Raw genomic sequence first — 24,826 nt, forward strand, 5'->3', positions numbered from 1 at the left:
CCCCAGGCACAGGCACAGTTTCCTACTGTGACGTTGCCTACATGTGTGTGTAAGCCTACCCACATTGTGTCCGGATGTTGGGACATGGTGGCCAAACTGTAACCGTTCCGCAACCTACACATGCCTAAATTGGCGGGAATTTCAAGTCAAACCCTACTCGGTGGTAGCATTCGCTGTCTGACAGCAGGACAGGACGATTTTTGGGCAAAAAAGGACCCCGGTTCTGTCGAACCAGGGTCCTTGAAATATTGCGCCCACGTCTGTGGCTAGACGTTGAAGCGGAACTCCACCACGTCGCCGTCGGCCATCACATACTCTTTGCCTTCGATGCGGACCTTGCCGCGGGACTTTGCCTCGGCCATGGAACCGGCATCGATGAGGTCGTCGAAGGAGACAACCTCGGCCTTGATGAAGCCACGCTGGAAGTCGGAGTGGATCACGCCGGCTGCCTGCGGCGCGGTATCACCCTGACGGATGGTCCACGCACGGGTTTCCTTGGGACCGGCCGTGAGGTAGGTCTGCAAGCCGAGAGTGTGGAACCCAACGCGGGCCAACTGGTCCAGTCCGGATTCGGACTGGCCGTTCATTTCCAGCATTTCGCGGGCTTCTTCCTCGTCCAGTTCCACGAGGTCTGACTCCAGCTTGGCGTCAAGGAAAATTGCATCAGCAGGGGCAACCAGGGCACGAAGCTCGTCCTGCTTGGCAGGATCGCCAAGGATGCCTTCATCGGCGTTGAAAACGTAGATGAACGGCTTGGCGGTAAGAAGGCCCAGCTCCTTGAGGTGCCCCATCTCCAACTTGTCGCTCTTAATCGAGGAGAAGATGGTGTCGCCGCGCTCCAGCACAGCCTGGGCCGCCTTGATGGCTGCGAGCTCGGCAGCTTCGCGCTTCTTGATCTTGACTTCTTTTTCGATGCGCGGAATGGCGTTCTCGATGGTCTGGAGATCTGCCAGGATCAGCTCCGTGTTGATGGTCTCCATGTCGGAGCCCGGATCAACCTTGCCATCAACGTGGATGACATCGGGGTCATCGAACACGCGGACAACCTGTGCAATGGCTTCGGCCTCGCGGATATTTGCCAGGAACTTGTTGCCCAGGCCTTCGCCCTCGGAGGCCCCCTTCACGATGCCGGCGATGTCCACGAAGGACACCGGGGCGGGCAGCAACTTCTGGGAACCGAAGATCTCAGCCAGCTTTGCAAGACGGGGATCCGGAAGGTTCACGACTCCGACGTTGGGTTCGATCGTCGCGAACGGATAGTTCGCTGCGAGCACCTGGTTGCGGGTCAGTGCGTTGAAAAGAGTTGATTTGCCGACGTTGGGCAGTCCGACGATGCCAATAGTAAGAGCCACGAGCATTGATTCTACCCGTTGGAACGTTGTCCTTGCGTGCTGCTGCCCGCGATGCGCGCTCACCGCAGTGGCCTCGCTAAAACTGTCGTACCCCTGTGACAGGGTTGCTGCATGGATGGATTTGGATTGGTTTTGGCCCTGCTCATGCTGTTGATCGGCGTTGCCATAGGCCTGGCAGCGGGCTACGTTGTCTTTCGACGCCGGGGCGCAGGCTTGGAGGAAGACTTCGACGCCGTTTCGGCGCGCCTCTCGGAGGTGACCGCGCAGCTGGCAGCAGCCGACGCCGAACGGCGCCTTTTGTTCACACAGAACCGCGAGTTGACGGCGTCCAGGAACTCGGACGGCAGTGTTCTTAGGGCGCTGGCCCCGGTTGCGGAGAAGCTGACAGCGGTGCAGCAACAAGTCTCGCTGCTGGAGCGTGACCGGGTGGAGCAATACGGCCAACTTGCCCAGCAACTGCAGGATGCCCGGTTGTCTGACGAGCAGCTCCTCCGGTCAACACACGCCTTGGCCTCGGCACTGCGCTCCAACAGTGCACGCGGCCAATGGGGCGAAGTGCAGCTCCGCAGGGTGGTCGAGGCTTCCGGGATGCTGAGGCACGTGGACTTCCATGAGCAGGTGCATTCAGGCCGGACCGAGAACACGCTTCGGCCGGACCTCGTAGTCCAGTTGCCGGGTGGCAAGCAATTGGTGGTGGACGCCAAGGTCCCGCTCGCCTCCTACCTCGCCGCCCAGGAACAACTGCACGGAGACGGTGCTTTTGGGGAGTCAGTAGCACCCGCCACCAACCATGATTCAAAGACCTTGCTGGCCCAGCACGCGAAAGCATTGAAGGCCCACATTGATGCTTTGGCGGGAAAGAAGTACTGGGACATCCCCGGGAACTCCCCCGAGTTGGTGATCTGTTTCCTCCCTGCTGAGTCCATCCTGGCGTCAGCCCTTGAGGCAGATCCCGCGCTGCTGGAGTACGCCCTGTCCCGCAATGTTGTACTGGCGTCGCCGGGCACCTTGCTGGCGGTCCTCAAATCGGTGGCCTTCACCTGGCGCCAGGATGTCCTCACGGACAGCGCCCACGAACTGTTCGAGCTCGCCAAACAGCTCTACGAGCGCATGGGCACACTGGGCGAGAATGTTGGCAAGCTGGGCAGCTCCTTGAAGACGTCCGTGGACCGATACAACGCGATGGTGGGCACGCTGGAAGCCCGGGTCCTGCCGACCGCGCGCAAGCTCAACACCATGGACGATGCCGGTCTTGCCGCGCCAATGTCGGTTGAGGCAGTCCCCCGTGCTTTGGCAGCCCCTGAGCTCCTGGCGGAGGAGGCCGAAGAGTCTGCCGCATAACGAACAGGCCCGCAGCACCGCCTTCCCCAAGGGAGGCGATGGCTGCGGGCCAGTTTCTTTGAGTTCCTGTTGCGGAGAGAAGCGGGTTAGGACGTGGTCCGGTTTCCGCGGCCGCCGAGCGCGCGCGTCACGTCGCCGGCTTTCTTCAACGTGGCCCGCAGTTCCTTGGGCAGTGAGAAGAGGAGGTCTTCCTCTGCCGTCACGATTTCCTGCACCTCGCCGTAGCCGTAGTCAGCCAGCAGCCGCAGGACATCCTTGACGAGTACTTCCGGGACGGAGGCACCCGAGGTCACACCGACCGTGGCGACGCCCTCGAACCAGGCTTCGTCCACTTCGTTGGCGAAGTCCACGCGGTAGGAGCTTTTGGCGCCGTACTCCAAGGCAACCTCAACCAGGCGCACGGAGTTGGACGAGTTCGCTGACCCCACCACGATCACGAGGTCGGCTTGGGGAGCAATCTTCTTAATGGCCACCTGGCGGTTGGTGGTGGCGTAGCAAATGTCGTCGCTGGGCGGGTCTTGGAGGGTCGGGAACCGGTCCTTGAGGAGACGGACCGTCTCCATGGTTTCGTCCACGCTCAGCGTCGTTTGGGAGAGCCAGATGGTCTTCTCCGGGTCGCGGACGGTGACTTTGTCTACCTCGTGCGGGCCGTTGATGATCTGGATGTGATCCGGTGCTTCACCGGCGGTTCCTTCGACTTCCTCGTGGCCTTCGTGGCCGATCAGGAGGATGTCGTAGTCATCCTTGGCGAAGCGCACAGCTTCCTTGTGAACTTTGGTGACCAGGGGGCAGGTGGCGTCGATGGTACGGAGCCCGCGGTCTTCAGCAGACTGGACCACGGCCGGAGATACACCGTGGGCAGAGAAAATGACCAAGGCTCCCTCAGGGACCTCGTCTGTTTCCTCGACGAAGATTGCTCCCTGTTCCTCCAGGGAGCTGACCACATGGACGTTGTGGACGATCTGTTTGCGGACGTAGACCGGAGGCCCATAGTGCTCAAGGGCTTTTTCTACAGCAATGACTGCCCTGTCCACTCCGGCGCAATAGCCGCGCGGCGCCGCCAGCAGAACCTTCTTGGGACCCGTGACGGGTGCCGCTGCCTGTACCTCTTCCGGAGATCGCCGTCTGCGCGGCACCGTGGGCATAGGAATGGAAACTGCTGTGCTGGTCATGCCTCCATGCTACCGGCCCGGCCTTTAGCTTCGGGCCGAACGTGACCCTCGTCGCCCTGAGACCACTCCCGCTATGACGCCCACCACCAGGACAGCCCCGGACACCACCGCTGCGATCCACACCCACTGGCCAAAACCGTTGCGGGCCGTGGCGAGGAACTCGTTCTTGAACAGTTCTGCGACGCCGTTGGCGCTGGCAAGACTTCCGACCATTCCACCAGCGAGGTCTGCTCCCGCCGTCCAAAGGGCTGCCAGCGCCAATCCCCCGAGCCCGAGGAAAACCAAAGCCAGTGACCGTCGTCGTGCAGCCGCCAATGCCAGAAGTGCCGACACGAGCGCACCGGCAGCGGCGATCCACCACAACGGCGCAAAGGCTGCCACGCCTTCCACGAGTTGCCGGTGGGAAGGCTCTCCCAGGGAGACAAGGCTCTCCGCGGGGACATCGAGCCTGATCCGCGTAGCCTCGGCAAAATGATCGCGGATCAGCCGCACAAGAGGCCCTATATCCAAGACCAGTGCCGTGGACGCCGCCGAGTCTTCCGCCCCAGCGACCGTCCCGAAGTTCAGCCTGTGGCTGTTCCGTACGGTTTCCTCCCAGGCTTGCGGATAGTCACTCCACGACTGCATGCCCGTGGCCGCGTTCCGGAGCGCGTCGGCCGCCAGGGATTGGATGGGGCCGGGCAGGTCCACGGAGGACTCAAAGGTCCCCACTGCGGCCGTAGCCAAACGGTTCTGGAAGTCGGGATCGTTGCCCAGCGAGCCGGCGATCCGAACGAATCCCTCTTCTTTGACAATGTTCTGGTCCACCCACGCCGCAGGAACAGCGACGGCCGTGAGCAGAAGGGCGAGGATCACACCCAGTGCTGAAACAAAAGTACGCAACGTCGTCCTCGGGGTCGTGGGCTGTGCCACCATCCTAGGTCTGTCCACATGAGAGAAAAAATGTCGGGGTCGGCATGGAAGCTATGGATAGAGTTGGAAGGCGGCCGGCAACCAAGACCGCATCCCGGAGCGAGGACACATCATGCAGCAGCAATCACGGAGACTGGAACAGGCACGGACCGCCCATGTCCGCTGAAGCTACTCCGGAATCCACACTGCCCGGGACGGCAGCCGAAACCAGCCCCGATAACCCCTGGCCGCTCCAACTGCTGTCCCGCAAGCTGAAAGCCCACATCGAGCGTGCGCCGGCGGCGTGGATCGAAGGCCAGGTTATTGAGCTGAACCGCCGGGGCGGCAACGCCTTCCTGACACTGCGTGATGTTGACGCCGAGATTTCCCTGCCGGCATCGGTGTGGTCCACGGTGTTGGACCGTCAAAAAATACCCCTTGAACGCGGATCCCGCGTGGTCGCCTTGGTCAAGGCGGATTTCTGGGTCAAAACAGGGCGCCTGAACATGTCCGTCAAGGACATCCGTCCGGTGGGCCTCGGTGACCTGCTGGCGCGGATTGAACGGCTGAGGCAAGCCCTCGCGGCCGAAGGCCTGTTTGCCGACTCCCGGAAACGCAAGCTGCCGCTGCTCCCCCACCGTATCGGCCTCATCACCGGCCGGGACTCGGACGCCAAGAAGGACGTCCTGCGCAATGCGGCGCTGCGCTGGCCGGCGGTTGAGTTCGACGTCCGCGAAGTGGCTGTCCAAGGCAACACCGCTGTCTCCCAGATCATCGCAGCGTTAAAGAAGCTCGACGCCGATCCCCAGGTAGACGTCATTGTCCTGGCACGCGGCGGTGGCGCGTTGGAAGATCTCCTACCGTTCAGCAACGAGGACCTCATCCGCGCGGTGTCTGCCGCCACCACTCCGGTTGTCAGTGCAATCGGGCACGAAGCCGACCGACCCATCCTTGACGACGTGGCGGACCTTCGCGCGTCAACGCCCACCGATGCCGCCAAGCGGATAGTTCCTGACGTGGCCGAGGAACTGGCCATGGTCCGCCAGGCCAGGGACCACCTCCGCCGAAGCATCGGCAGGATGGTGGACCGGGAGACGGACCGTCTCCATGCCCTAAGGTCACGGCCGGTCCTGGCGACGCCGGCTACCATGGTGGACGCCCGGGCGGATGACATCCACCGCCTGCAACGGCGCTCCCATTCGGCAGTCAACACAGCCGTTGTCCGGGCCCTGGACCAGGTCCACCATTTGCGCGCTCAGGTCAGGGCCCTGTCTCCGCAAAAAACTCTGGACCGTGGCTATGCCGTGGTCCAGATTGTTGGCGAGGACCAGGCCGGGCACACAGTGGTGAGCAGTCCAGAGGAAGCTCCAGAAGGAACCGCGCTGGCCATTCGAGTCGCCGAAGGTCGCTTCAGGGCAGTTTCCACAGGCCAAGGACACATCGTGGACCGTTGATGAATCGGTCACCATCGTCACTACCGAACACAAAAGGACATCATGACCGAGAACAACTCATCCGCATCTTCACCGGATTCCCTCGACTCCTTGAGTTACGAGGAAGCCCGCGAGCAACTCATGGGCGTCGTCAGCCGTTTGGAGGCAGGGGGTGCCAGCCTGGAAGAATCCTTGGCACTCTGGGAACGGGGCGAAGCACTCGCTAAACGGTGCGAGGACTGGCTCGAGGGCGCCCGCAAACGCCTGGCCACAGCCCGGGACGCAAGCAACGACGCCGGTGCTGCCGCCCAGTAACGCCCGAGCCGCACCGCACGGAGCAGCCCACGGAGCGGTTTCCTAGGAAGCTACTACCAGAGCGCGTTCCGCAGCGACGTCGAAGTCGGCCTTGGGCCAGTCCAATTGGAGGCGTTCAAGGGCATCCAGCAGCAGCTGTTGCACAGCGATCCGCGCGTACCACTTCTTGTTGGCCGGAACCACGTGCCAGGGTGCCGTAACTGTTGACGTTTTCTCGAAAGCAACACCGTAGGCGTCCATGTAGTCGTCCCAAAACGCACGTTCGGCAAGGTCCCCACTGCTGTACTTCCAGTGTTTGCTGGGGTCGTCCAATCGGGCGACAAGCCGTTCCTTCTGCTCGTCCTTGCTGATATTGAGCATGACTTTGACGATGGTGGTGCCTTGGTCTGCGAGGCGGGCTTCGAAATCGTTGATGGCTGCGTAACGGCGTTCCAGCTCCGCAGCGTCCGCCCAACCATGCACACGATGGATCAGGACGTCCTCGTAGTGTGAGCGGTCAAAAACCCCCACCATTCCGGCAGCGGGAGATTCTTTCTCGATCCGCCAGAGGAAGTCGTGCGACTTTTCCTCGTCCGTGGGGGCCTTGAAAGCATGCAGTTGAACACCCTGGGGGTCCATGGCGCCCACCACATGGCTGACAATGCCACCCTTGCCGGCCGTATCCATCGCCTGCAGGATCAGCAGGATCCTCTGGGGGCTGCCGATCCGGCCTTGGGCGAAGAGCTTCTCCTGCAGTTCTGCCATCCGTGCGTCCTGGGCTTCCAGCAACGCCTTGCCGTCAGCTTTCGCGCCGGGGTACCCGGGGGTTGAGTCCGGGTCCACGCTGGCCAGCGTAAACCCGGACCCGACCCTCAGTACTTCAGCGGGACTCTTGGCGAATTCAACTGCAACAGCCATCGGGTGTGCCTTTCCTGCCGTGCCGCGCCCTCGTGGCACGGCCATGGACCTCAGGCTAGTTGCCCGGGTACCTCGACAGGAAGTCCGCCATGCGGCCAATGGCCTCTTCAATGTCTTTGACGTTGGGCAGGGTGACCATGCGGAAGTGGTCCGGGCGCACCCAGTTGAAGGCCCGGCCATGGGAAACCAGGATTTTCTGTTCCTTCAACAAATCGAGGACAAACTTTTCGTCGTCCCGGATGTGGTAGACCTCGGGGTCCAGTTTCGGGAACAAGTACAGGGCGCCCCTGGCCTGCTGGGTGCTGACACCGGGGATGGCGTTCAGCAGATCGTAGGCCTTGTTTCGCTGTTCCAGGAGCCTGCCGCCGGGCAGGATGAGGTCGTTGATGCTCTGGTAGCCACCGAGGGCCGTTTGGATGGCGTGCTGCGCGGGAACGTTGGCGCACAGACGCATGTTGGCCAGGAGGTTGATGCCCTCAAGGTAGTCCGCGGCGTCCTTCTTGGGTCCCGAGATAGCCATCCAACCGGCGCGGTAACCACAGACCCTGTAGGCCTTGGACAGGCCGCTGAACGTCAGGCACAGGACGTCGTCGCCGGTCAGCCCGGCAAGGTTGATGTGGACGGCGTCCTCGTAAAGGATTTTTTCGTAGATCTCATCGGCAAAGAGCACCAGGCCGTGTTTCTCGGCGAGAGCGACGATTTTCTTGAGCGTTTCCTCCGGGTACACCGCGCCGGTGGGGTTGTTGGGATTGATGACCACAATGCCCTTGGTGCGGGGCGTGATCTTGGCTTCCATGTCTTCAAGGTCAGGCTGCCAGCCGGAATCCTCGTCGCAGAGGTAGTGCACGGGTCGCCCGCCGGCCAAAGCAACGGAAGCGGTCCACAGCGGATAGTCCGGTGTGGGAATCAGGACCTCATCACCGTCTTCCAGGAGGGCCATAAGGGACATGGTGATGAGCTCGCTGACGCCGTTGCCAAGGTAGATGTCATCAACGTGGATGTTCTGGATGCCACGGGTCTGGTAGTACTGCGATACAGCGGTCCGGGCCGAGAAGATCCCGCGCGAATCGCTATACCCCTGGGCGTTGGGCAGGTGGCGGATCATGTCCACCAAAATGGCGTCGGGCGCTTCAAAACCGAAGGGAGCCGGGTTTCCGATATTCAGTTTGAGGATCCTGTGACCCTCTGCCTCCATCTGCTGGGCGGCCTGAAGAATCGGTCCACGGATGTCGTAAAGGACATTATGAAGCTTGGTGGACTGCTTGAATTTCGCCATCCCTCAAATATGCCACACGGGTGATGGACTTCAGCTGAGACTTAACTCACAGAAACGACGACGGCGGTGACGGTCCCGCGTGGGTCCGTCACCGACGTCGTACCCGGCTTTGGTCAGGCGTTACTTAACGATGCCCTTGTCCTTCAGCCAAGCGGCTGCTGCGTCCTTGGGTGCCTGCTTCTGGTCGCCGCTGACCGCGCGGTTCAGGTTGATGAGGTCATCCGTGGTCAGGATCTTGGAGACGTTGTTGAGCGCTTCCTTGGCCTTGTCCGTCATCTTGGCCTCCTTGACCAGCGGAAGTACCTGCTGGGCCTTGAAGTTGTTCTTCGGGTCTTCCAGGACCACGAGGTCGTTGTCCGCGATGGACGGCGTGGTGGTATAAATGTCCGCTACCTGCACCTTGTCCTCCAGCAGGGCCTGGAGTGTCAGGTTGCCACCGCCGTCGCTGAAGGGCTGGAGGCCCTTGAGCTCGCAGTTGTAGTTGGCTTTCAGGCCCGGGAAGCCGTAGGCACGCGTCTCAAACGTGGCCGGAGCTGCCATGGTGAAGTCCTTGCAGACCTTGGCCAGGTCCTCGATGGATTTCAGCTGGTACTTCTCCGCAGTCGCTTTGGTGACCACCATGGCGTCCTTGGACTCGGCCTTTGCCGGTTCCAAAACCGCGAGGCCATCCGGAAGCTTGCCCGGGAGCGCTTTGTAGACGTCCTCCGCGGAAACTTCCTTGGCTTCGGTGTCCACGTAGGACAGGAGGTTGCCGGAGTAGTCCGGGACGAGGTCGATGGAGCCGTCCTGGACTGCCTTGAAGTAGATTTCGCGCGAACCGATGTTCGGCTTGGAGGTGGCGGTCAGACCCGCGGCGTTGAGGGCGCCAACGTAGATCTCGGCAATGACCTGGCTCTCGGGGAAGTCGGCTGAACCGACAACCAGCGAGCCACCGGCGGCAGATCCGCTGGGTGCCGAGGTGGACGGCGTGGCCAAGGGGCTTCCGCCACACGCGCTCAACGCGAGGGCCACACCAAGTCCGGCTGCGAGGCCGCCGAGACCACGGCGTGTAAGGGTCATGGGGACGGGGTTCTTCATGGTGTACCTCCTTGAACGGCAGCCCCGGCGGGAGCTGTGGCTGTGAGATCGTCGGACGCCTTCTGGCGGCCGCTTGAGTCGAGGGTCAGGCCTGGCGAGATGACGAGCCGCTGGACCCCGGCCAGGATCAGGTCTACGGCGATGGCGAGTCCGGCAATGAGCAGGGAACCACCCAGCATCCGGGGGAAGTCCTGCAGGACAAGGCCGTCAAACAGGTAGCGTCCCAGCCCGCCCAGAGGCAGGTATGCCACCACCGACACGGTGGCGATGACCTGCAGGACAGCGGTGCGGAAGCCACCAAACATGACCTGCAATCCGTTGGGCACTTCCACCCGGAAGAGGATCTGAAGTTCGGTCATGCCCATGGCACGGGCAGCATCTACCACGGTGGAATCGACGCTGGAGATCCCGGCGTACGTGCCGGCCAGCAATGGCGGCACCGTGAGAATGACCAGAGCCCAGACGGGCGGCATCAAACCGCTGCCGGCGAGCAAGGCGAACAGCACCAGCAAACCAAGGGTCGGGAGTGCACGCAGCGCACCGGCGACGGCGACCGCAACCACCCTGCCACGGCCGGTGTGCCCGATGTAAAGGCCAATGGGTACGGCGATGGCCGTGGCGATCAGGAGAACGAGACCGCTGTATTGCAGGTGTTCCATCAAACGGGTGGGGATGCCACCGCTTCCGGTCCAGTTTTTGGGGCTGGTCAGCCAGGCAATGGTCTCGGCAAAGATGTTCATGCGGAGGCCCCCGGATCAGGCCGAAGGGCACCGTGTGGAGTGGCCGGCCCGGACTTGGGATCGGTGAGGAGCGCAGTTCCGTCCTGCCGTGGAGTCTTTCCGCCTGCAGCACGCGTCCACGGAGTCAGGAGCCGCTCAAGAACCACCAGGACAGCGTCCATCAGCAACGCCAGAATGAGAATGGCGATGATGCCCACCACCACAACGGTGATGAAGGTACGCTGCAGTCCGTCAGTGAACAGGACTCCGAGGTTTCCCACCCCAAGGAGTGCGGCGACGCTGACCAAGGAAATGTTGCTGACCGACACCACGCGCAAGCCTGCGAACAACACCGGCAAGGACAAGGGCAGGTCAACCTGGAAGAAACGGGCCAGGGGCTTGAACCCCATGGCAACGGCAGCATTGCGAAGGTCGTCGTCCACGGAATCGAACGCATCAATGGCCGCGCGGACCAGCAGCGCCACCGCATAAATGGTCAGCGCCACCACGACGTTCAGCGGATCCAGGATCCTGGTGCCAAGGATGGTGGGGAGAATGATGAAAAGTGCCAGCGACGGAATGGTGTACAGCAACGAGGTAGCGGTGGTCACTACCGACCTGAGCGTGCTGTTGCGCCTGGCCAGCTGGGCCAGCGGGATGGAAATCAGCAGGCCCAGGATCATGGGAATGATGGCGAGCACCATGTGCTGGCCCGCCAATCCCAGGACCATGCCACTGTTGTTGAGGAACCACTCCATCAGGTGGCGTCCTCCCTGTGGTGGCGGACTTCTTCGATGAGCGCCAGGACTTCGGGCGCCTTCAAGACTCCGGCCACGCGGCCGTCGTCGTCTACTGCCACGCCAAGACCCGACGGCGACGACAACGCCGCGTCCAGGGCGCGGCGCAGGGTGTCTCCCTTACGGAACAGCGATCCGCCCGGGATCAAACCTGCACCATCGCGCGGCGAGGACCATCCCAACGGGCGGGAGTCGGCGTCGACCACCAAGGCCCACTCCCCCGATGCCCGGCCCGCGTGATGACCGTCGGAAGGACCGACCATGGTGACAGGGTGCAGGGTCACGGCGTCCGCTGCGTTAAACGCCAGGTGCCTGAATCCGCGGTCGCGTCCCACGAAGGAGGCGACGAAGTCGTTGGCCGGTGCCCTGAGGATTTCCTCCGGCGCGGCATACTGGGCGAGTTTCCCTCCAACGGCGAAGACCGCAACCTTGTCGCCAAGAACCGTTGCTTCGTCGATGTCGTGCGTGACGAAAACAATGGTCTTGGCCAGTTCCCGCTGGAGGCGCAGGAGTTCCTGCTGCAGTTCGTCACGGACCACCGGATCCACCGCGCTGAAGGGTTCGTCCATCAGCAGGACGGGCGGATCAGCAGCGAGCGCCCGGGCCACCCCGACGCGCTGCTGCTGGCCACCTGAGAGTTGCGACGGATACCGCTTGCCGAGGACCGAAGCCAATCCGACGACGTCGAGGAGTTCCACTGCGCGTTTCCGGGCATCCGCCTTGGAAACACCGTTGAGGCGCGGAACGGTGGCGATGTTGTCCAGTACGGAGCGGTGCGGCAGGAGGCCCGATGACTGCATGACGTAGCCCATGGATCGGCGGAGCTCAGGCGCAGGAACCTGCGAAACATCCTTGCCCGCCACGGTGATGGTCCCGCTGGTGGGCTCCACCATCCGGTTGATCATGCGCAGTGATGTGGTCTTGCCGCAGCCCGAAGGCCCAACGAACACCGTGATGGAGCCTTTGTCGATGGACATGCTGAGGGCGTCCACCGCCGGCTGCCCGCCCTGGTATTGCTTGGTGACGCTCTGGAACTCAATCATGGCTTCGGCCATACCCGGGCTTACCTATCTGTGGTCGATAACATCGGTAGAGCCACACGATCATATGCACTCTTATTACTTGGCTGCAAAGCAATCTTCACCCAGCCTAGCCAGCACCGCGGGCGATGTCAGCGCCGCCACGTTTTCCGTAATGAATCGGCAATGTTCAGCGTTTCCGTCGTTTGTTGCCTTTCCCGGCCCGCTCCTCAGCTTGGTCGTGCCTGTACCGTTCCGCCGCGCGTTGGCCCCGTTCCGCCGACACCACCTTTTGGTGCCACTCACGCTGGTAGGCGCGGCGGGCTGCGGCGTCATGTTTCCTGGCCAGGGCAGCCAGCTCGCGTTGCAGTTTCAGGTAGCTTGCCCACCGCCGGGGATCCAGTGTTTCTTCCGCGAGCGCCTCCTGGACCGCACATCCCGGCTCGGCCTGGTGGGCGCAGTCGGCGAAGCGGCATCGGGTGAAAAGCTCCTCGAGATCACCGAACATTTCCTCCATGCCGTCATCGGCATCAAACAGGCCGAACCCGCGGACTCCCGGGGTATCCATCAGTACAGCGCCGCCGGCCAAGGGCACCAATTCCCGCGATGTAGTGGTGTGCTTGCCCTTGCCGTCACCGGCCCGGACCGCGCCTGTCTGCTGGACCTGACGTCCCGCGAGCGCATTAATAAGCGTTGATTTCCCCGCGCCGGAAGGTCCCAAGAGGACAAGCGTGGAGCCGGACGGGATGTGCTGCATGAGTTCGTCGAGTCCGTCACCTTGTTCCGCCGAGGTGGTAACGACATCCACTCCCGCTGCCTGAAGGATGACTTCCCCCACGACGTCGTCGGCCAGGTCCGCCAGATCCGCTTTGGTGATGACCACCAGCGGCGTGGCACCGGAATCCCAGGCAGCAACCAAGGTCCGCTCCAGACGGTTGTGGGTCAGTGGACGGTCCACCGGCACCACAACAGCGACGATGTCGATGTTGCTGCCCAGGATTTGCTCCTCGGAGGAGGCCTCGAAGGCACGCTTGCGGCTGAGCGCGGAGCGACGAGGCAAAACCTCGACGACGGCGGGCTCGCCGGCGTTGTTGTGGCCAAGCCATACCCAGTCACCGGTTGCCGGCACCACCCCGTGTGAAGAATGGGAAGGGTAGGGCAGATGGAGAAGCCCGTCGGCCGAAGCCACCAGGACACGGTTCCGGTCCAGGCGGACCACCCGGCCCGGGCGGGCAGTCTCCTGGGGGTGGGGCAAGGAGTTGGCGTGGAAGAGTTCAGCGGTTGCCTCGGTGAAGCCGTACTCCACGGGGCCACGGAGTTGCAGGGTTGAACTGTTGGAAGGGTTGCTTGAAGAAGCGAAGGAATTCAAGGGAAGCCTCTGGTGAGGCCCGGCCGCCTAGCTCTGGCAGGCTGATGCCGGGACAGGAATGGTGGGCTGATGACGGCGCGCCGCAACTGAGAGCGGGGCGCGCAAGATCTCTGCAATCATCAAATCCACCTCCTCGGCATCAAGGCCGGCAACTGAAAAGCCGGCAACGTTGTTTAGGGTAACCAAGGATCGGAGCTTTGGCTAGCCCTTCGCGGTTTTAGCTGGGTTTCCCATCTGCCGGGCGCTCCCGGTGGAGGCGCAGCGCCGTATCAACCAGCGACACCCGGTTGAGTTTTTGGACGTCTTCCAAGGGAATCCATGCAGCATGGGTGGTGCTTCCATCCACCTCGTGGGTCAGTTCGCCGCCCACCACCGTGGCCTCGTAGACCAGGCGCAGGGCCTGGAAGTCTTTCACCGAACCGTCCGGGCGGATATCGCCGGGCCAGTGGCCGACGTCGATACCCAGCATGCGATCAATGCGCGCTTCGTAGCCGGTTTCCTCGAAAACTTCCCGCCTGCAGCCGTCCACGGGGTGTTCGGCAAGGTCCAGGCCTCCGCCTGGCAGCGTCCACCCTTCCTTGCCGTCCTGCTTCCAATAGGCCAGCAGGATCTTCGCGTCCCGAACAATAACGGCGTACGCGGCTGGGCGGGTATCGAACTGCAGGGTCATGGAGCCAGCATAATTCCTTGAACCAGATCCCTTAGGGAAGTTCGGCCGCGGCGATGGGCCCCGCTTCGACGGGTCCCAGATCGGCCGCTTCGCGAAGTTCGACGACGGTCCCCGGCTTCCCGAGTTCCAGCACCTTGATGCTGTTCTTGCCGGGCTTAAGCAACGGAGCGGGTGCGTAGAGGGTCATTTGTGGCCCCTTCTCCCAGTACCTGCCGAGCAGGAAGCCGTTGAGCCAGACGAAGCCCTTCCCGGAATCCGGCAAGGCGATATAGGTGTCGGCCGGCTCACCAATCTCGAAGTCAGCTCCGGCCAGGGCTTCCAGATCTTCCTGCTTCCAGTCTGTCAATGCCACCGGAGTCTGCGTCCAGTGGAACGTGTAGCGCTGGTTGATGAGGACACCCCCCAGAATGCCCTTGCCTTGACCCGTCAGCGGGCCGTAGTTGATGCGTCCCTGGTTCTCCACCAGAATCTCAAGCCGGGCGGAAACCCCTGTGCCGGCGACAACCAGTCCTTCCGCGGCGGTGAGGTCATCCAGTACACCGGCGAAGTCGCCATCCACCCACACGTAGGCGCGGTCGTTCAGGCCGGTGATCTTCAGCCGGCTTTCGGTGGGCGTTCCTGTTTGTCCAGGCAGGATGGCTTCCGCGCTGTACAGGACCAAGCCGGCGTCGAGTCCCAGTTGTTCGAAACTGAGGGGCTTGACGCTGCTGACAGCCGCTCCCGGGTTTCGAAGGAGCCTCAACAGTTCCGGGGCGCCGGATAGCGGCAGTGATTGGGCCGGAAGAACGGGAGCGTCAGCCAGCAACTCCACCGGGAGTTCGGGCAGGTCTTCAATGCCCTGGGCACGGAAGAACTCCTTGCGGAAGGCGTGGAACTTGGGCGTCAGTGCGCCGTTCTCCGCGATGGGGGCGTCGGAGTCGTAGCTGGTGACGGTGGGCTGGAGCATGGTGCCATCGTGGTTGCTGCCGGAAGTGAGGCCGAAGTTGGTACCGCCGTGAGCCATGTACGCACAGAGCGAACCGCCAAGGTCAAGCATTTTGCGCGCTTCCGCTGCGGCATCATCGGCGTCGCGGCGGTGGTGGGGTTCGCCCCAGTGATCGAACCAGCCGCCCCAAAACTCAACGTTGAAGAACGGCTCTCCGGGCCGGCGTCGCTGCCAGGTGGCTACGGCTTCGTCGCCCCGGCTCCCCAGCGTTGCGGTGGCCCATGTCCCTTCGATTGAACCGCCGTCGAGGAAGTAGTCATTGCCGCCGTCGGCCGTGAAAAGCATCTCGGTGATACCGCGCTCCTCCAGGACCCGCCGGTTCCAACGGATGTACTCGTGGTCGTCGCCGTAGCTGCCGTATTCATTCTCGATCTGCACGGCCACCACCGGCCCACCAGCCGATGCCTGGCGCGACGCGACGATCGGCAGGAGGTGGTCAAACCATTCCTCGATCGCCGCAGTGAACACCGGGTCCATGCATCGCAGGCCGATGCCGGGAATGCCGGTCAGCCACGCGGGAAAGCCGCCATTGTCCCATTCGGCACAGATGTAGGGCCCGGGCCGGACAATGACATCCAGGCCTTCTTCCGCTGCGAGGTCAATGAACCGTCCCAGGTCCCGCCAGCCGCTGAAGTCCGGTTCTTGATCACGCTTGGACTGGTGGAAGTTCCAGGCGACGTAAGTGTCAACAGTATTGGCCCCCATCGCCTTGAGACGACGCAGACGGTCCTGCCACAAATCCGGGTGGACCCGAAAGTAGTGGATGGCTCCGGCGAGGATACGATACGGTTCACCCGAACGGTAAAGGACGGCGTCGTGGTAGCTCAAGAGGGCGTTGTTCACACGGAACAGATTAGCTCAATTTCCAACATTTATGCACAGGTGATGAACACATGACCAATCTTGATACTTCTCCGGCGCAAGAGGTCTGCCCGGCAGCCCACGAAGGTCAAGGGCCTTGCGTTCAGCTATGGCCCGAACGTGAAGTGCCCCTGGGCGGAGTCCGCGCGATGAACGTCTTCCGGACGCTGCCCCAACGCGGGCTGCCCACCGTGGGAGCCTGGTGCTTCCTGGATAGTTTCGGCCCCGACAAGGTGGCCATGAGCGTCCTCCCCCACCCTCACAGTGGACTGCAAACGGTCACGTGGCCCCTCGAAGGTGCCGTCCGGCACCGCGACAGCGTCGGCAGCGATGTAGTGGTCCGGCCCGGTGAGCTGAACATCATGACCGCGGGCCACGGCATCTCGCACTCCGAGTTCTCTGTCCTGCCCGCCACCACAGCAGCCGGTTCGAGCCCGCTGGCGGAGGAAATCCCCATCTCCCGCGGTTTGCAGCTGTGGGTTGCCCTGCCCGAAGAGCATCGCCACCGCGCGCCGTCGTTCGAACAGGTCCGGGACCTGCCGGTAGCTGCGGGCCACGGTTTCACTGCCACTGTCATGGTGGGCGAATTTGCCGGTCAACGCTCCCCTGCCACCATGTTCAGTCCGATTGTCGGAGTTGACATCACGGGCACGGGATCTTTGGCTCTCCCTTTGCGTCCGGACTTCGAACACGCCGTGTTGGTCCTGGACGGTCACGTGGTGATTGACGGTCAGGACATTGAGGCCGGTCCACTGGCCTATCTCGGTGCCGGCAGGACCAGCCTTGCTGTGGAAGCAGAGCCGGACACCCGTTTCATGCTCCTTGGCGGCGAGCCGTTCGGCGAAGACCTGCTCATGTGGTGGAACTTCGTGGGGCGGACCCACGAAGAAGTGGAACAGGCCCGCGAGGAATGGGAGGCGGAGGGATTGCTCGACGACGCTGCTGCCGCCGCCTCACGCTTCGGCTTCGTCCGAGGCCACGGTCCTGACGCCGGACCGGAAGCAGGCCGTATCCCCGCTCCACCGCTCCCTGGAGTCAAGCTGCGTCCGAGAACCCGGGGCTGAGTTTTTGTACAGCTGATGCCCTCATTCACGCGTTTTAGGGGCATCAGCTGTACAAAAGTCCCACTATCGGCGCTGCTCGGCCACCAAGCGCGGCACTCCGAACACGGGGTCCTGCTGAAGAATCCGGACGTCCACAATCCCGTCTTCAGCCAGCTTGGCCTTGAACGCTTCCTGCAGCAACGGGACGTTCATGCCAAGTCCGCTTCCGAGAATTACCGGACCATCCATTCCCAGCTGGCGAACGGCTTGCCGGGCCAGGTCAGCGAGGTCCCTGCCGGCCTGTTCCACCATCGCCTTGCTGATGTCGTCTCCGGCGTCGGCGGCTTCAACAACCAGTCTCGCCTGCTGTGCCCAAAAGCGGCGGCCGGTGTCCGGTGAGTGGAACATGGCAATCAGCTTGCCGGGGTCCTCCACTCCGCACGAGTCCAGCAGCGCACGGCTGAGCGCATCCGGCTCCAGGCCTTGGTTCATTCGCCTCAGACTGTGTCGAACGGCTTCACGTCCCAGCCAATAGCCGCTTCCTTCGTCGCCCAGGAGATAGCCCCAGCCACCCGCCCGGGCTTCTTCCCCGGCGTCGTTCTTTCCCCATGCGGCTGAGCCGGTACCGGCAATGACGGCAACGCCCGCACTCGCGCCGCCGGCCGCCAACAGGAGTCGGGAATCATGAACCACGGTGATGTGGGCCCCTGGCGCATGGGGTGCGATCAGGTCGGCGAGCGCCTGCGCATCTTCCTCAGTGTCGATCCCGCCGGCGCCCGCGTAGACCTCGTCAATTTCACCGCCACCGATTTTGCCGAACAGTTCGGCAAGGTTGGCTGCTGCCTGTTCCCTGCTGACGTTTTGCACGTTGGAACTTCCGGCGCTGTCATCACGGACCGGCGCGCCATTCTGGAACCGTACGCCACGGGTCTTGGTGCCGCCGATATCGAGCCCGATGACCGTTCCACTCAAGGCCTCAGTAGGGGCAGGGGAATGCTGGGCAGAGTCAAGATTGTTCACCGTGAAAGACTAGCTTGGAGCGTCCGGAGGAGAAACTGTCAATGCCACATCCCCTGTTCAACACACCGTTTATTGCTGCTCCCATGGCGGGCGGAACGTCAACACCGGCGTTGGTTCGTGCCGTTCATGAGGGTGGTGGCCTGGGTTTCCTGGCTGCCGGCTACAAGAGCCCTGAGGCCATGAGCGCCGAGATCGCAGCGGCCAGGTCCATCGGCATCCCTTTCGGCATGAACGTCTTTGTACCCGACCCACTCCAGCTCACACCCGGTCCGGAGGCCGTGGCACGGCTTGAGGCTTACCGGGCCGAGCTGGAGCCTGAGGCTGCCCGGTACGGCGTAACCTTGCCTCCCATGCGCCTTGATGACGACGACGCCTGGCAGGACAAGATCGACGCCCTCCTCGCCGACCCGGTGGAGTTCGTCAGCTTCGCTTTCGGCCTTCCGGGCAAACCGGTGGTGACCGCGCTGCAGAAGGCAGGGACGACCGTTATTTCCAGCGTGACCAGCGTCGCTGAGGCCTTGGCTGCCGCTGATGAGGGTCCGGATGCCCTCGCCGTCCAGCACACTTCTGCGGGCGGGCACACGGCTGCCTTCCTGCCGGGCTCCCGGGATGCAGCGGGAACCCATGGAGCCGGAACCCCGGCAGCCCGGACGACGGCGGAACTGGTCGCCCAGGTGCGTGCCGCCGTCGAACTTCCCCTGATCGCGGCCGGGGCCATCATGGACAGCCGCGGACTACGTGAGGTGCTGGCGGCCGGGGCGTCGGCGGCCCAAATCGGAACCGCCCTGGTCCGGACCGACGAGAGCGGTGCCCGGCAACCGCACAAAAATGCCTTGGGTGATCCCGTGTTCACGCACACCGCCATGACGCGGGCCTTTACCGGGCGTTCGGCACGCTCGCTGGTCAACGACTTCGTCCGTGACCATCAGGACGCGCCCGAGGGCTATCCTGCCATCCACCACCTCACGGCACCGGTCAGGGCGGCCTCGTCCGCGGTCGGCGATCCGCAGCGCCTGAACCTCTGGGCGGGGACCGGCTGGCAGAGTGCGCGGGAAGGATCTGCGACGGACGTGGTCAGGGAGTACCTGAACGGGCTCTGACGAGCTCGGCCAGCAGTTCCCCGCCCTCGGCGACCACCAGTTCACGGAAGAGCCGCACAGCATCCGGTTCGAAGCTTCTCTCCCGCCAGGCGAGGCCGATCTGCCTGAACGCCAGGTCGGATTCGATGGCCACCTCAACCAGCCCAAGTTCGGCTTCGGGAAGGAACTGGCCCGTTCCTGACCCGGGACCCGCGGGCGGAAGGATGCTGAACCCCAGGCCGGCTGAAACCAGCCCGCGGGCCGAGGTGGATTCCTGGACTTCAAACGCGATCCGCGGGCGGAAGCCGGCCTCACGCAGGAGTGCTTCGCCCAGAGCCCGCAGGCCAACCCCTGCCGGAAGCGTGATGTAGGGGTCGTGGCGCAGTTCTGAAAGGTGCACACTGGCCCTCCCGGCCAGTGGGTGCCGGTAGTGCAGCACCACCCTGAGTGGCTCGCGGTAGAGCGGAAGGGACCGGATGCCTTTGCCTTCGGGCGCGATGGGTGCGGTCAGCGCAAAGTCCATCTCGCCACTGGCCAACTGCTTCAGGCAATCGTCGCGGGGACCTTGCCAGAGTTCGAAGACCGCATGGGGGTGGAGCCCGCGAAACGCGCTGATGAGCAGCGGAAGCGTCGCCTCTCCGAACGTGTGTTGGAAGGACACTCCGATGCGGCCCCTCACCACGTCCGACTCGTGCCTGACCCTGTCCAGCCCTGCCTGGAAATTCTCCAGTGCTGCTTCGATGTAGGGCAGCAGTGTCCTGGCCTCCGGGGTGAGCCGGATGCCGCGTCCGTCGCGGATCAGCAGGTCCGCCCCTACGATCGCACTGGCCCTGGCCACCGCACGGCTCACTGTCGACTGTGGGACGCCAAGGATCTCGGCGGTTTCGGTCATGTGTTCGGTGCGGCCCAGTTCAGCAAGGACAGGCAGGAGCGGAAGAAGCTGAATGAGCTGGTGGTGGTCCGGTTCCATGGAGTTCTCCCTTCGGCAGCAGCCCGCCGTCAAGGTGCCGCTCTCGGATTCATGCTCTGATGCATCAATTATAGGCAACCCATGCATTGGAAGACTGAGTCCAAGGCGCCCTACTCTTGCCGGGTGACCAACACCATCGCCACAGGCAGCGCAGAAACGTGGGACGGCCATGCCAAGGGTTCCCGCGGATACAGCCGGATCCTCGCAGCCCTGGCTCTGGCAGGGGTCGCAACCTTTGCCCAGTTGTACTCGACGCAGGCTGTCCTGCCCCTCATGGCCCACGACCTCAAGATCACTGCAGCCGAGGCCGCACTCAGCATTTCCCTTGCCACCGTAGGCCTTGCCATCACCGTCCTGCCGTGGTCGTTCGTGGCGGACAGGATCGGCCGCGTGCGCGCCATGGCCATTGGCATCGCCGTGGCAACACTGCTGGGGCTGCTGGTTCCCTTGGCGCCCACCGTGCCGTTGTTGATGACGCTGCGCACGTTGGAAGGCATGGCTTTGGGCGGCATCCCTGCCATAGCCATCGCGTACCTGAACGAGGAAGTGACCAAGGTCCACACGGCTTTAGCGGCCGGGACCTATGTAGCCGGGACTACGTTGGGCGGCTTGGCCGGGCGTCTGGTGGCCGGCCCAGTGGGCGAGCTCTGGGGCTGGCGCGCCGCGGCACTGGCTGTCTCCTTGCTGGCCACCGTGTCCGCTGTCTTGTTCCTGATACTCGTGCCCAAGCAGCGACGCTTTAGTCCAGCACCGGCATTGGGATTCCGGGGCGCGCTCAAGACTTTGAAGGGGCACTCGAGCAACCCCAAACTGGTGTCGTTGTACCTGCAGGCGTTCCTGCTCATGGGCGGCTTCGTAGCGGTCTACAACTACCTGGGCTTTCGACTGCACGCCGAGCCGTTCGGGCTGCCGGCCACCGTAGTGAGCCTGATCTTCCTCGCGTATTTGTCCGGCGCTGTCAGCTCACGGTGGGCCGCAGGACTGACCACGAGGTTTGGCAGGCGCAACGTCCTGGTGGCCGGAATTGCCATCATGTCCGCGGGGCTGGCGCTGACCCTGGTGGAGAACCTGGCAGCCACGCTCGCCGGGCTCGTGATTTTCACAGGCGGGTTCTTCGCCGCCCACAGCGTTGGTTCCGGCTGGACGGGGGCCATCGCCACGACGGGAAAGGCGCAGGCAGCATCCCTATACAACTTGTCCTACTACCTGGGCTCCAGCGTGATCGGTTGGGCCGGCGGTTTGGCCTTCCAGTCGTTCGGCTGGCCGGCTTTGGCGTTGAGCGTCATCGTCCTTTCGTGCACGACGGCGGCAGTCACCTTGATGGTGCACCGCACGCCGCGCCTACCCCGCTGATTTCCAGCCGCCTGCCCCTAGAATCGGAGGCATGACACAGGTCACGAAAAGCCGGGAACTGTCGTCACCGGAGCGTTTACAGGCGTTTACGGACGCCGTGGTGGCGATTGCTTTGACGTTGTTGATCCTTCCGCTGATGGAGAGCGTGGGTGAGCTGGCAGACCACAACGGCACCACGGCCCAATGGTTGGCGGAAGAACAGTACGCTCTGCTCGGCTTCGTGCTGAGCTTTGTCCTGATTGCCGTGTTCTGGGTGCACCACCACAAGCTCTTCCGCAGCGTCAAGCATGTTGACCCGGGCCTGTTGTGGCTGACAGTGGCGTGGATGTTCACCATCGTGGTGATGCCGGTCGCTACGTCGCTCTCCACCCAGATGCCCTCTGACTGGGCCCAGCCGCTGATCTACATCGGCACCCTGTTTGCCACCAGCCTCATGCTCCTCCTGGCCCGCGCGTACTTGCGGTCCCACCCTGACCTCCACACCATGGGTGATGCGGAATCGGTGTCAGGAATTCGAGCGAGCGGCATCGTTTCCGGGCTCTTCCTGGCGGCCCTGGTTCTGGCCGTTGCCATTCCGGGTGCAGGCAACTGGCCCTTGCTCCTGATGCTGCTCAGTGAGCCACTCCAACGACTGGATCGGCGACGGGTTCGCCGCGCACCGGAAAAACGATAGTCACCTGAAGAATTGACCGCATAGGATGGATGAAAGGCAATTTCAGGAGGATCCGTGAGCAACCCCACGAAGAATGTTCGGTCAGGCACGGGCAGCGCTGAGCCGCTGGACGCGATCGATGAACGAATCCTCGCAGCGTTGGTGGATGACGCCCGGATCTCCAACAAGCAACTGGCAGAGCTTGTGGGGATCGCCCCCTCCACGGCCCTCATGCGGACCAGGGCTCTTTCCGAACGCGGAATCATCGAAGGCTTCGAGGCCGTGTTGAGCCTGCCAGCCATCGGCCGCTCCGTCCAGGCCCTCATCGCCGTCCGTCTCCGCGCCCACGACCGCGATCAGATCGACCGTTTTACGGCCCGCGTTCCGAAGCTTCCGGCGGTGATCTCCACATTCCACACCACCGGTTCCGTTGACTACTTGCTGCACATCGCCGTCGCCAATACCGACGACCTCCGCAACTGGCTCCTGGACAACCTCGCCACAGATCCCGTGGTGGGCCACACGGAAACCACCATGGTCTTCCAGCACATCCCGGGCAACCGCGGACCTCTGCCGGAGTAGAACGAATAAGCGGCTCAAGTCAGGAACGCACTGCGTTCCGCAGCGAGATGGTCGCAAGCGTCAGCGCCGCAACGCCGCACAGGGCCGTGAAACCAACGACGGCGGCCTGGAGCCCCAGTGCCGACACAGCCAGTCCCAGCCCGATCACCGGAACGGCACTTCCCAGGTACGTGATGACGTAGACGGTACTGATGACCTGGGCATGGCGGGAAGCCTCAACCTTTCCGGCAACTTCATTGAAGACCTGCCGGAACGCAATGCCTTGACCGATGCCTGCCGTGATGCTCGCAGCCACCAGCAACCACGGGCTTGACCATGCGGCCGCAGCGCCCACCAGGACAACCGAGACACCCAGGACCGCCAAGGCCACGGGGACAACAAAACGGCCACGGGCACCCAAAAGCTGGCTCAGCGCCGAGGCGCCCAACGTGACTCCTGCCAGCAAGCCGATCAGTGGCCGCGAGTCTGCATGGACCACAGTGGCGAAGTACCCCGGCGCCAATGACAGGCAGAAGCCGAACACCGCGAAACTGAGGAAACCTGTGGCAGCAGCCATCCAGAAGGCTCCGCGGGCATCACGGGAGATGGAAGGCTTCCGGGGGGCCAGGACCTTCAGGGGCTTCGGGCCCTCCGCCGGAGCGATGGCAGGCCTGGCTTTGAGGAGCCACAGGGGAATAAGGGCAGCTATCAACACCGCCGAATGGACGTAGTACGGGGTGCGCGTGGGGTCCGGCAAAAGTGACAGGAGGCCACCGATTGCGGGGCCTGCCGCCACACCACCTGCCGAGGAGAGCAAAGTGAATCGGGAGGCCCACTCAGGCCGCTGGGGCAACAGTTCACGCAAGGCCGCTGAGCTGGCTCCGGTCGCCAGCCCCACTGCCACTCCCTGGAGCGCCCTCCCCAAGGACAAGGCAACCAGCGTGTCCGCGTTTGCGAAGATCACACCACCCACCAAACCGACCAGGACAGCCAACACCAGCGCCGCCCGTCGCCCAATGTGGTCCGACCAATGGCCTGCCACCATGAGGACACCCACCAGTGCAAGGACGTAGGTGGAGAAAGCCACTGTCACGTCAACCGATGTCATACCTAGTTTCGCCTGCAGCAAGGGATACAACGGAGTGGCCAGGTTGGCGCCCACCAGCAGCGTAAAGATGACGACGCCGGTCAAGACCAGCCTGGCGGTGGTGGAGGCATCCCATCCCCAGCGGTCGGCGGTAACCGGACGCATGCGGAGTTCGCTCAAGACAGTCATTTCCATGCCTTCGGGCTCGGTGGCCGGCCTGATTGGTTCCTTGTGGGAAGTGCAGTCCGACTAAGTATTGGTGGCAACAGAATGCAGCAGAGTTGATCTGAACATGCTGCAATAATTTGAGAATTGAGCAAAAGACTCAAACTTGAACGAGCCAAGTGAGCTGGAGTGACCATTTGAACACCCTCGATCCCATGGACCTGAAGATCCTCCTGGAACTCATCAAGGATCCCCGCATCCACATCGCCGAGCTGAGCGACACCTTGGGCATTGCGCGCAACACTGCCCAGAGCCGGGTCAAGCGCCTTCTGCGATCCGGAGTGCTGCACGCCGCCGGGCGGGAGGTAGACCTCGAAAAGGTGGGGTACGACGTCGTCGCTTTCGTGACGATTGAAGTCACCCACCGCGAACTCGACGGCGTCATTGGTGCGCTGCGCCTGATCCCCCAGGTCCTGGAGGTCCACGAAATCTCTGGCCGCGGCGATCTGTGGTGCCGGGTAGTGGCAACCGACACCCACAACCTGCAGTCGGCACTGCGATCGGTCCTCCGCACCAAAGGCGTGATCCGGACGGAAACGGTGCTGGCCCTGCATACGCACATCCCGTACCGGACTGAACCACTGATCGAAAGGATGTCTGCAGCGCCAACACGGCCAAGGCAGGAGAGTCAGAGCCCCGGGTCACAGGCCCGGACCGACTAG

24 protein-coding genes are annotated in these 24,826 nt (G+C 63.1%); 9 read left to right on the plus strand and 15 right to left on the minus strand.

The genetic code is table 11. The annotated features are described in order from the left end of the window. Window positions 1-266: 266 nt before the first annotated feature. Entirely contained in the window at window positions 267-1,352 is a 1,086-nt protein-coding gene (gene ychF / locus CGK93_RS16150; RefSeq protein ID WP_089597521.1) for a redox-regulated ATPase YchF, read from the minus strand. 111 nt (window positions 1,353-1,463) lie between these two features. Here ychF and CGK93_RS16155 point away from each other — a divergent pair, with 111 nt between their 5' ends. Beyond that, window positions 1,464-2,693: a DNA recombination protein RmuC gene (locus CGK93_RS16155; protein ID WP_089595707.1), complete on the plus strand. Its 1,230-nt coding sequence runs from the start codon at window positions 1,464-1,466 to the stop codon at window positions 2,691-2,693. An 86-nt stretch (window positions 2,694-2,779) separates the two neighbouring features. Here CGK93_RS16155 and CGK93_RS16160 read toward each other — a convergent pair whose 3' ends face one another. Both CGK93_RS16160 and CGK93_RS16165 read right to left on the minus strand, forming a co-directional pair. Continuing rightward, window positions 2,780-3,865: a 4-hydroxy-3-methylbut-2-enyl diphosphate reductase gene (locus CGK93_RS16160; RefSeq protein WP_089595708.1), complete on the minus strand. Its 1,086-nt coding sequence runs from the start codon at window positions 3,863-3,865 to the stop codon at window positions 2,780-2,782. 24 nt (window positions 3,866-3,889) lie between these two features. Further along, window positions 3,890-4,747: a hypothetical protein gene (locus tag CGK93_RS16165; RefSeq protein WP_232481359.1), complete on the minus strand. Its 858-nt coding sequence runs from the start codon at window positions 4,745-4,747 to the stop codon at window positions 3,890-3,892. 185 nt (window positions 4,748-4,932) lie between these two features. Here CGK93_RS16165 and xseA point away from each other — a divergent pair, with 185 nt between their 5' ends. Both xseA and CGK93_RS16175 read left to right on the plus strand, forming a co-directional pair. Further along, a complete protein-coding gene (gene xseA, locus CGK93_RS16170) occupies window positions 4,933-6,210 on the plus strand; it encodes an exodeoxyribonuclease VII large subunit (RefSeq protein WP_089595710.1) in 1,278 nt (425 codons plus the stop codon). Window positions 6,211-6,252: 42 nt separating this feature from the next. Further along, a complete protein-coding gene (locus tag CGK93_RS16175) occupies window positions 6,253-6,504 on the plus strand; it encodes an exodeoxyribonuclease VII small subunit (protein WP_089595711.1) in 252 nt (83 codons plus the stop codon). A gap of 42 nt (window positions 6,505-6,546) precedes the next feature. Here the strand turns inward: CGK93_RS16175 and CGK93_RS16180 are convergent, their stop codons facing one another. The 9 genes from CGK93_RS16180 to CGK93_RS16220 form a co-directional block, all read right to left on the minus strand. After that, window positions 6,547-7,401, minus strand: coding sequence for a polyphosphate kinase 2 family protein (locus CGK93_RS16180; RefSeq protein ID WP_089595712.1), 855 nt, complete (start codon window positions 7,399-7,401; stop codon window positions 6,547-6,549). A 55-nt stretch (window positions 7,402-7,456) separates the two neighbouring features. Next, the gene (locus tag CGK93_RS16185; RefSeq protein ID WP_026546228.1) at window positions 7,457-8,677 is read right to left on the minus strand and encodes a pyridoxal phosphate-dependent aminotransferase; all 1,221 of its coding nucleotides are present in this window, start codon (window positions 8,675-8,677) and stop codon (window positions 7,457-7,459) included. Between the two features lie 120 nt (window positions 8,678-8,797). Then, a complete protein-coding gene (locus CGK93_RS16190; RefSeq protein ID WP_089595713.1) occupies window positions 8,798-9,754 on the minus strand; it encodes an ABC transporter substrate-binding protein in 957 nt (318 codons plus the stop codon). After that, entirely contained in the window at window positions 9,751-10,494 is a 744-nt protein-coding gene (locus tag CGK93_RS16195; RefSeq protein WP_089595714.1) for an ABC transporter permease, read from the minus strand. The genes CGK93_RS16190 and CGK93_RS16195 overlap by 4 nt, the downstream gene beginning before the upstream one ends. Further along, a complete protein-coding gene (locus tag CGK93_RS16200) occupies window positions 10,491-11,231 on the minus strand; it encodes an ABC transporter permease (protein WP_089595715.1) in 741 nt (246 codons plus the stop codon). The genes CGK93_RS16195 and CGK93_RS16200 overlap by 4 nt, the downstream gene beginning before the upstream one ends. Then, on the minus strand, window positions 11,231-12,325 hold the full coding sequence (locus CGK93_RS16205) for an ABC transporter ATP-binding protein (protein WP_089595716.1): 1,095 nt from the start codon (window positions 12,323-12,325) through the stop codon (window positions 11,231-11,233). Before CGK93_RS16205 ends, CGK93_RS16200 begins: the two co-directional genes overlap by 1 nt. A 154-nt stretch (window positions 12,326-12,479) precedes the next feature. Continuing rightward, the gene (rsgA, locus tag CGK93_RS16210) at window positions 12,480-13,658 is read right to left on the minus strand and encodes a ribosome small subunit-dependent GTPase A (protein WP_089595717.1); all 1,179 of its coding nucleotides are present in this window, start codon (window positions 13,656-13,658) and stop codon (window positions 12,480-12,482) included. Between the two features lie 217 nt (window positions 13,659-13,875). Further along, complete coding sequence (locus tag CGK93_RS16215) at window positions 13,876-14,328, minus strand: NUDIX hydrolase (RefSeq protein ID WP_089595718.1); 453 nt, start codon at window positions 14,326-14,328, stop codon at window positions 13,876-13,878. Window positions 14,329-14,359: 31 nt separating this feature from the next. After that, window positions 14,360-16,156: a glycoside hydrolase family 35 protein gene (locus CGK93_RS16220; protein WP_089595719.1), complete on the minus strand. Its 1,797-nt coding sequence runs from the start codon at window positions 16,154-16,156 to the stop codon at window positions 14,360-14,362. 50 nt (window positions 16,157-16,206) lie between these two features. Between CGK93_RS16220 and CGK93_RS16225 the strand changes: the two genes are divergently transcribed. Continuing rightward, window positions 16,207-17,238 (plus strand): pirin family protein, encoded by a 1,032-nt coding sequence (locus tag CGK93_RS16225; protein ID WP_089595720.1) that lies wholly within the window; start codon window positions 16,207-16,209, stop codon window positions 17,236-17,238. Between the two features lie 63 nt (window positions 17,239-17,301). On the opposite strand, the gene CGK93_RS16230 is transcribed toward CGK93_RS16225, so the two are convergent. Beyond that, on the minus strand, window positions 17,302-18,237 hold the full coding sequence (locus tag CGK93_RS16230; RefSeq protein ID WP_089595721.1) for an N-acetylglucosamine kinase: 936 nt from the start codon (window positions 18,235-18,237) through the stop codon (window positions 17,302-17,304). Between the two features lie 41 nt (window positions 18,238-18,278). On the opposite strand from CGK93_RS16230, the gene CGK93_RS16235 reads away from it, so the two are divergent. Beyond that, the gene (locus CGK93_RS16235; protein WP_198318243.1) at window positions 18,279-19,337 is read left to right on the plus strand and encodes a nitronate monooxygenase; all 1,059 of its coding nucleotides are present in this window, start codon (window positions 18,279-18,281) and stop codon (window positions 19,335-19,337) included. Here CGK93_RS16235 and CGK93_RS16240 read toward each other — a convergent pair. Further along, on the minus strand, window positions 19,312-20,286 hold the full coding sequence (locus CGK93_RS16240; RefSeq protein ID WP_089595723.1) for a LysR family transcriptional regulator: 975 nt from the start codon (window positions 20,284-20,286) through the stop codon (window positions 19,312-19,314). The two genes, CGK93_RS16235 and CGK93_RS16240, sit on opposite strands and share 26 nt — an antisense overlap. A 123-nt stretch (window positions 20,287-20,409) precedes the next feature. Here CGK93_RS16240 and CGK93_RS16245 point away from each other — a divergent pair, with 123 nt between their 5' ends. From CGK93_RS16245 to CGK93_RS16255, 3 genes are read left to right on the plus strand one after another with little or no spacing between them, the layout of a single operon-like run. Next, entirely contained in the window at window positions 20,410-21,639 is a 1,230-nt protein-coding gene (locus CGK93_RS16245) for an MFS transporter (protein WP_089595724.1), read from the plus strand. A gap of 31 nt (window positions 21,640-21,670) precedes the next feature. Beyond that, entirely contained in the window at window positions 21,671-22,312 is a 642-nt protein-coding gene (locus tag CGK93_RS16250) for a TMEM175 family protein (RefSeq protein ID WP_089595725.1), read from the plus strand. 54 nt (window positions 22,313-22,366) lie between these two features. Then, the gene (locus tag CGK93_RS16255; protein ID WP_089595726.1) at window positions 22,367-22,873 is read left to right on the plus strand and encodes an Lrp/AsnC family transcriptional regulator; all 507 of its coding nucleotides are present in this window, start codon (window positions 22,367-22,369) and stop codon (window positions 22,871-22,873) included. A gap of 19 nt (window positions 22,874-22,892) precedes the next feature. Here the strand turns inward: CGK93_RS16255 and CGK93_RS16260 are convergent, their stop codons facing one another. Beyond that, window positions 22,893-24,128, minus strand: a complete 1,236-nt coding sequence (locus CGK93_RS16260; RefSeq protein WP_198318244.1) for an MFS transporter — start codon at window positions 24,126-24,128, stop codon at window positions 22,893-22,895. 173 nt (window positions 24,129-24,301) lie between these two features. On the opposite strand from CGK93_RS16260, the gene CGK93_RS16265 reads away from it, so the two are divergent. After that, complete coding sequence (locus CGK93_RS16265) at window positions 24,302-24,826, plus strand: Lrp/AsnC family transcriptional regulator (RefSeq protein ID WP_089595728.1); 525 nt, start codon at window positions 24,302-24,304, stop codon at window positions 24,824-24,826.

The organism is Arthrobacter sp. YN (assembly GCF_002224285.1).
Taxonomy (GTDB): Bacteria; Actinomycetota; Actinomycetes; order Actinomycetales; family Micrococcaceae; genus Arthrobacter.

Excerpts from the sequence above, each read along its gene's own strand:
- CGK93_RS16155 (WP_089595707.1), top strand. The coding sequence starts at position 1,464 with ATGGATGGATTTGGATTGGTTTTGGCCCTGCTCATGCTGTTGATCGGC.
- CGK93_RS16160 (WP_089595708.1), bottom strand. The coding sequence starts at position 3,865 with ATGACCAGCACAGCAGTTTCCATTCCTATGCCCACGGTGCCGCGCAGA.
- xseA (WP_089595710.1), top strand. The coding sequence starts at position 4,933 with ATGTCCGCTGAAGCTACTCCGGAATCCACACTGCCCGGGACGGCAGCC.
- CGK93_RS16175 (WP_089595711.1), top strand. The coding sequence starts at position 6,253 with ATGACCGAGAACAACTCATCCGCATCTTCACCGGATTCCCTCGACTCC.
- CGK93_RS16180 (WP_089595712.1), bottom strand. The coding sequence starts at position 7,401 with ATGGCTGTTGCAGTTGAATTCGCCAAGAGTCCCGCTGAAGTACTGAGG.
- CGK93_RS16185 (WP_026546228.1), bottom strand. The coding sequence starts at position 8,677 with ATGGCGAAATTCAAGCAGTCCACCAAGCTTCATAATGTCCTTTACGAC.
- CGK93_RS16190 (WP_089595713.1), bottom strand. The coding sequence starts at position 9,754 with ATGAAGAACCCCGTCCCCATGACCCTTACACGCCGTGGTCTCGGCGGC.
- CGK93_RS16195 (WP_089595714.1), bottom strand. The coding sequence starts at position 10,494 with ATGAACATCTTTGCCGAGACCATTGCCTGGCTGACCAGCCCCAAAAAC.
- CGK93_RS16200 (WP_089595715.1), bottom strand. The coding sequence starts at position 11,231 with ATGGAGTGGTTCCTCAACAACAGTGGCATGGTCCTGGGATTGGCGGGC.
- CGK93_RS16205 (WP_089595716.1), bottom strand. The coding sequence starts at position 12,325 with ATGGCCGAAGCCATGATTGAGTTCCAGAGCGTCACCAAGCAATACCAG.
- CGK93_RS16215 (WP_089595718.1), bottom strand. The coding sequence starts at position 14,328 with ATGACCCTGCAGTTCGATACCCGCCCAGCCGCGTACGCCGTTATTGTT.
- CGK93_RS16225 (WP_089595720.1), top strand. The coding sequence starts at position 16,207 with ATGACCAATCTTGATACTTCTCCGGCGCAAGAGGTCTGCCCGGCAGCC.
- CGK93_RS16235 (WP_198318243.1), top strand. The coding sequence starts at position 18,279 with ATGCCACATCCCCTGTTCAACACACCGTTTATTGCTGCTCCCATGGCG.
- CGK93_RS16240 (WP_089595723.1), bottom strand. The coding sequence starts at position 20,286 with ATGGAACCGGACCACCACCAGCTCATTCAGCTTCTTCCGCTCCTGCCT.
- CGK93_RS16250 (WP_089595725.1), top strand. The coding sequence starts at position 21,671 with ATGACACAGGTCACGAAAAGCCGGGAACTGTCGTCACCGGAGCGTTTA.
- CGK93_RS16260 (WP_198318244.1), bottom strand. The coding sequence starts at position 24,128 with ATGACTGTCTTGAGCGAACTCCGCATGCGTCCGGTTACCGCCGACCGC.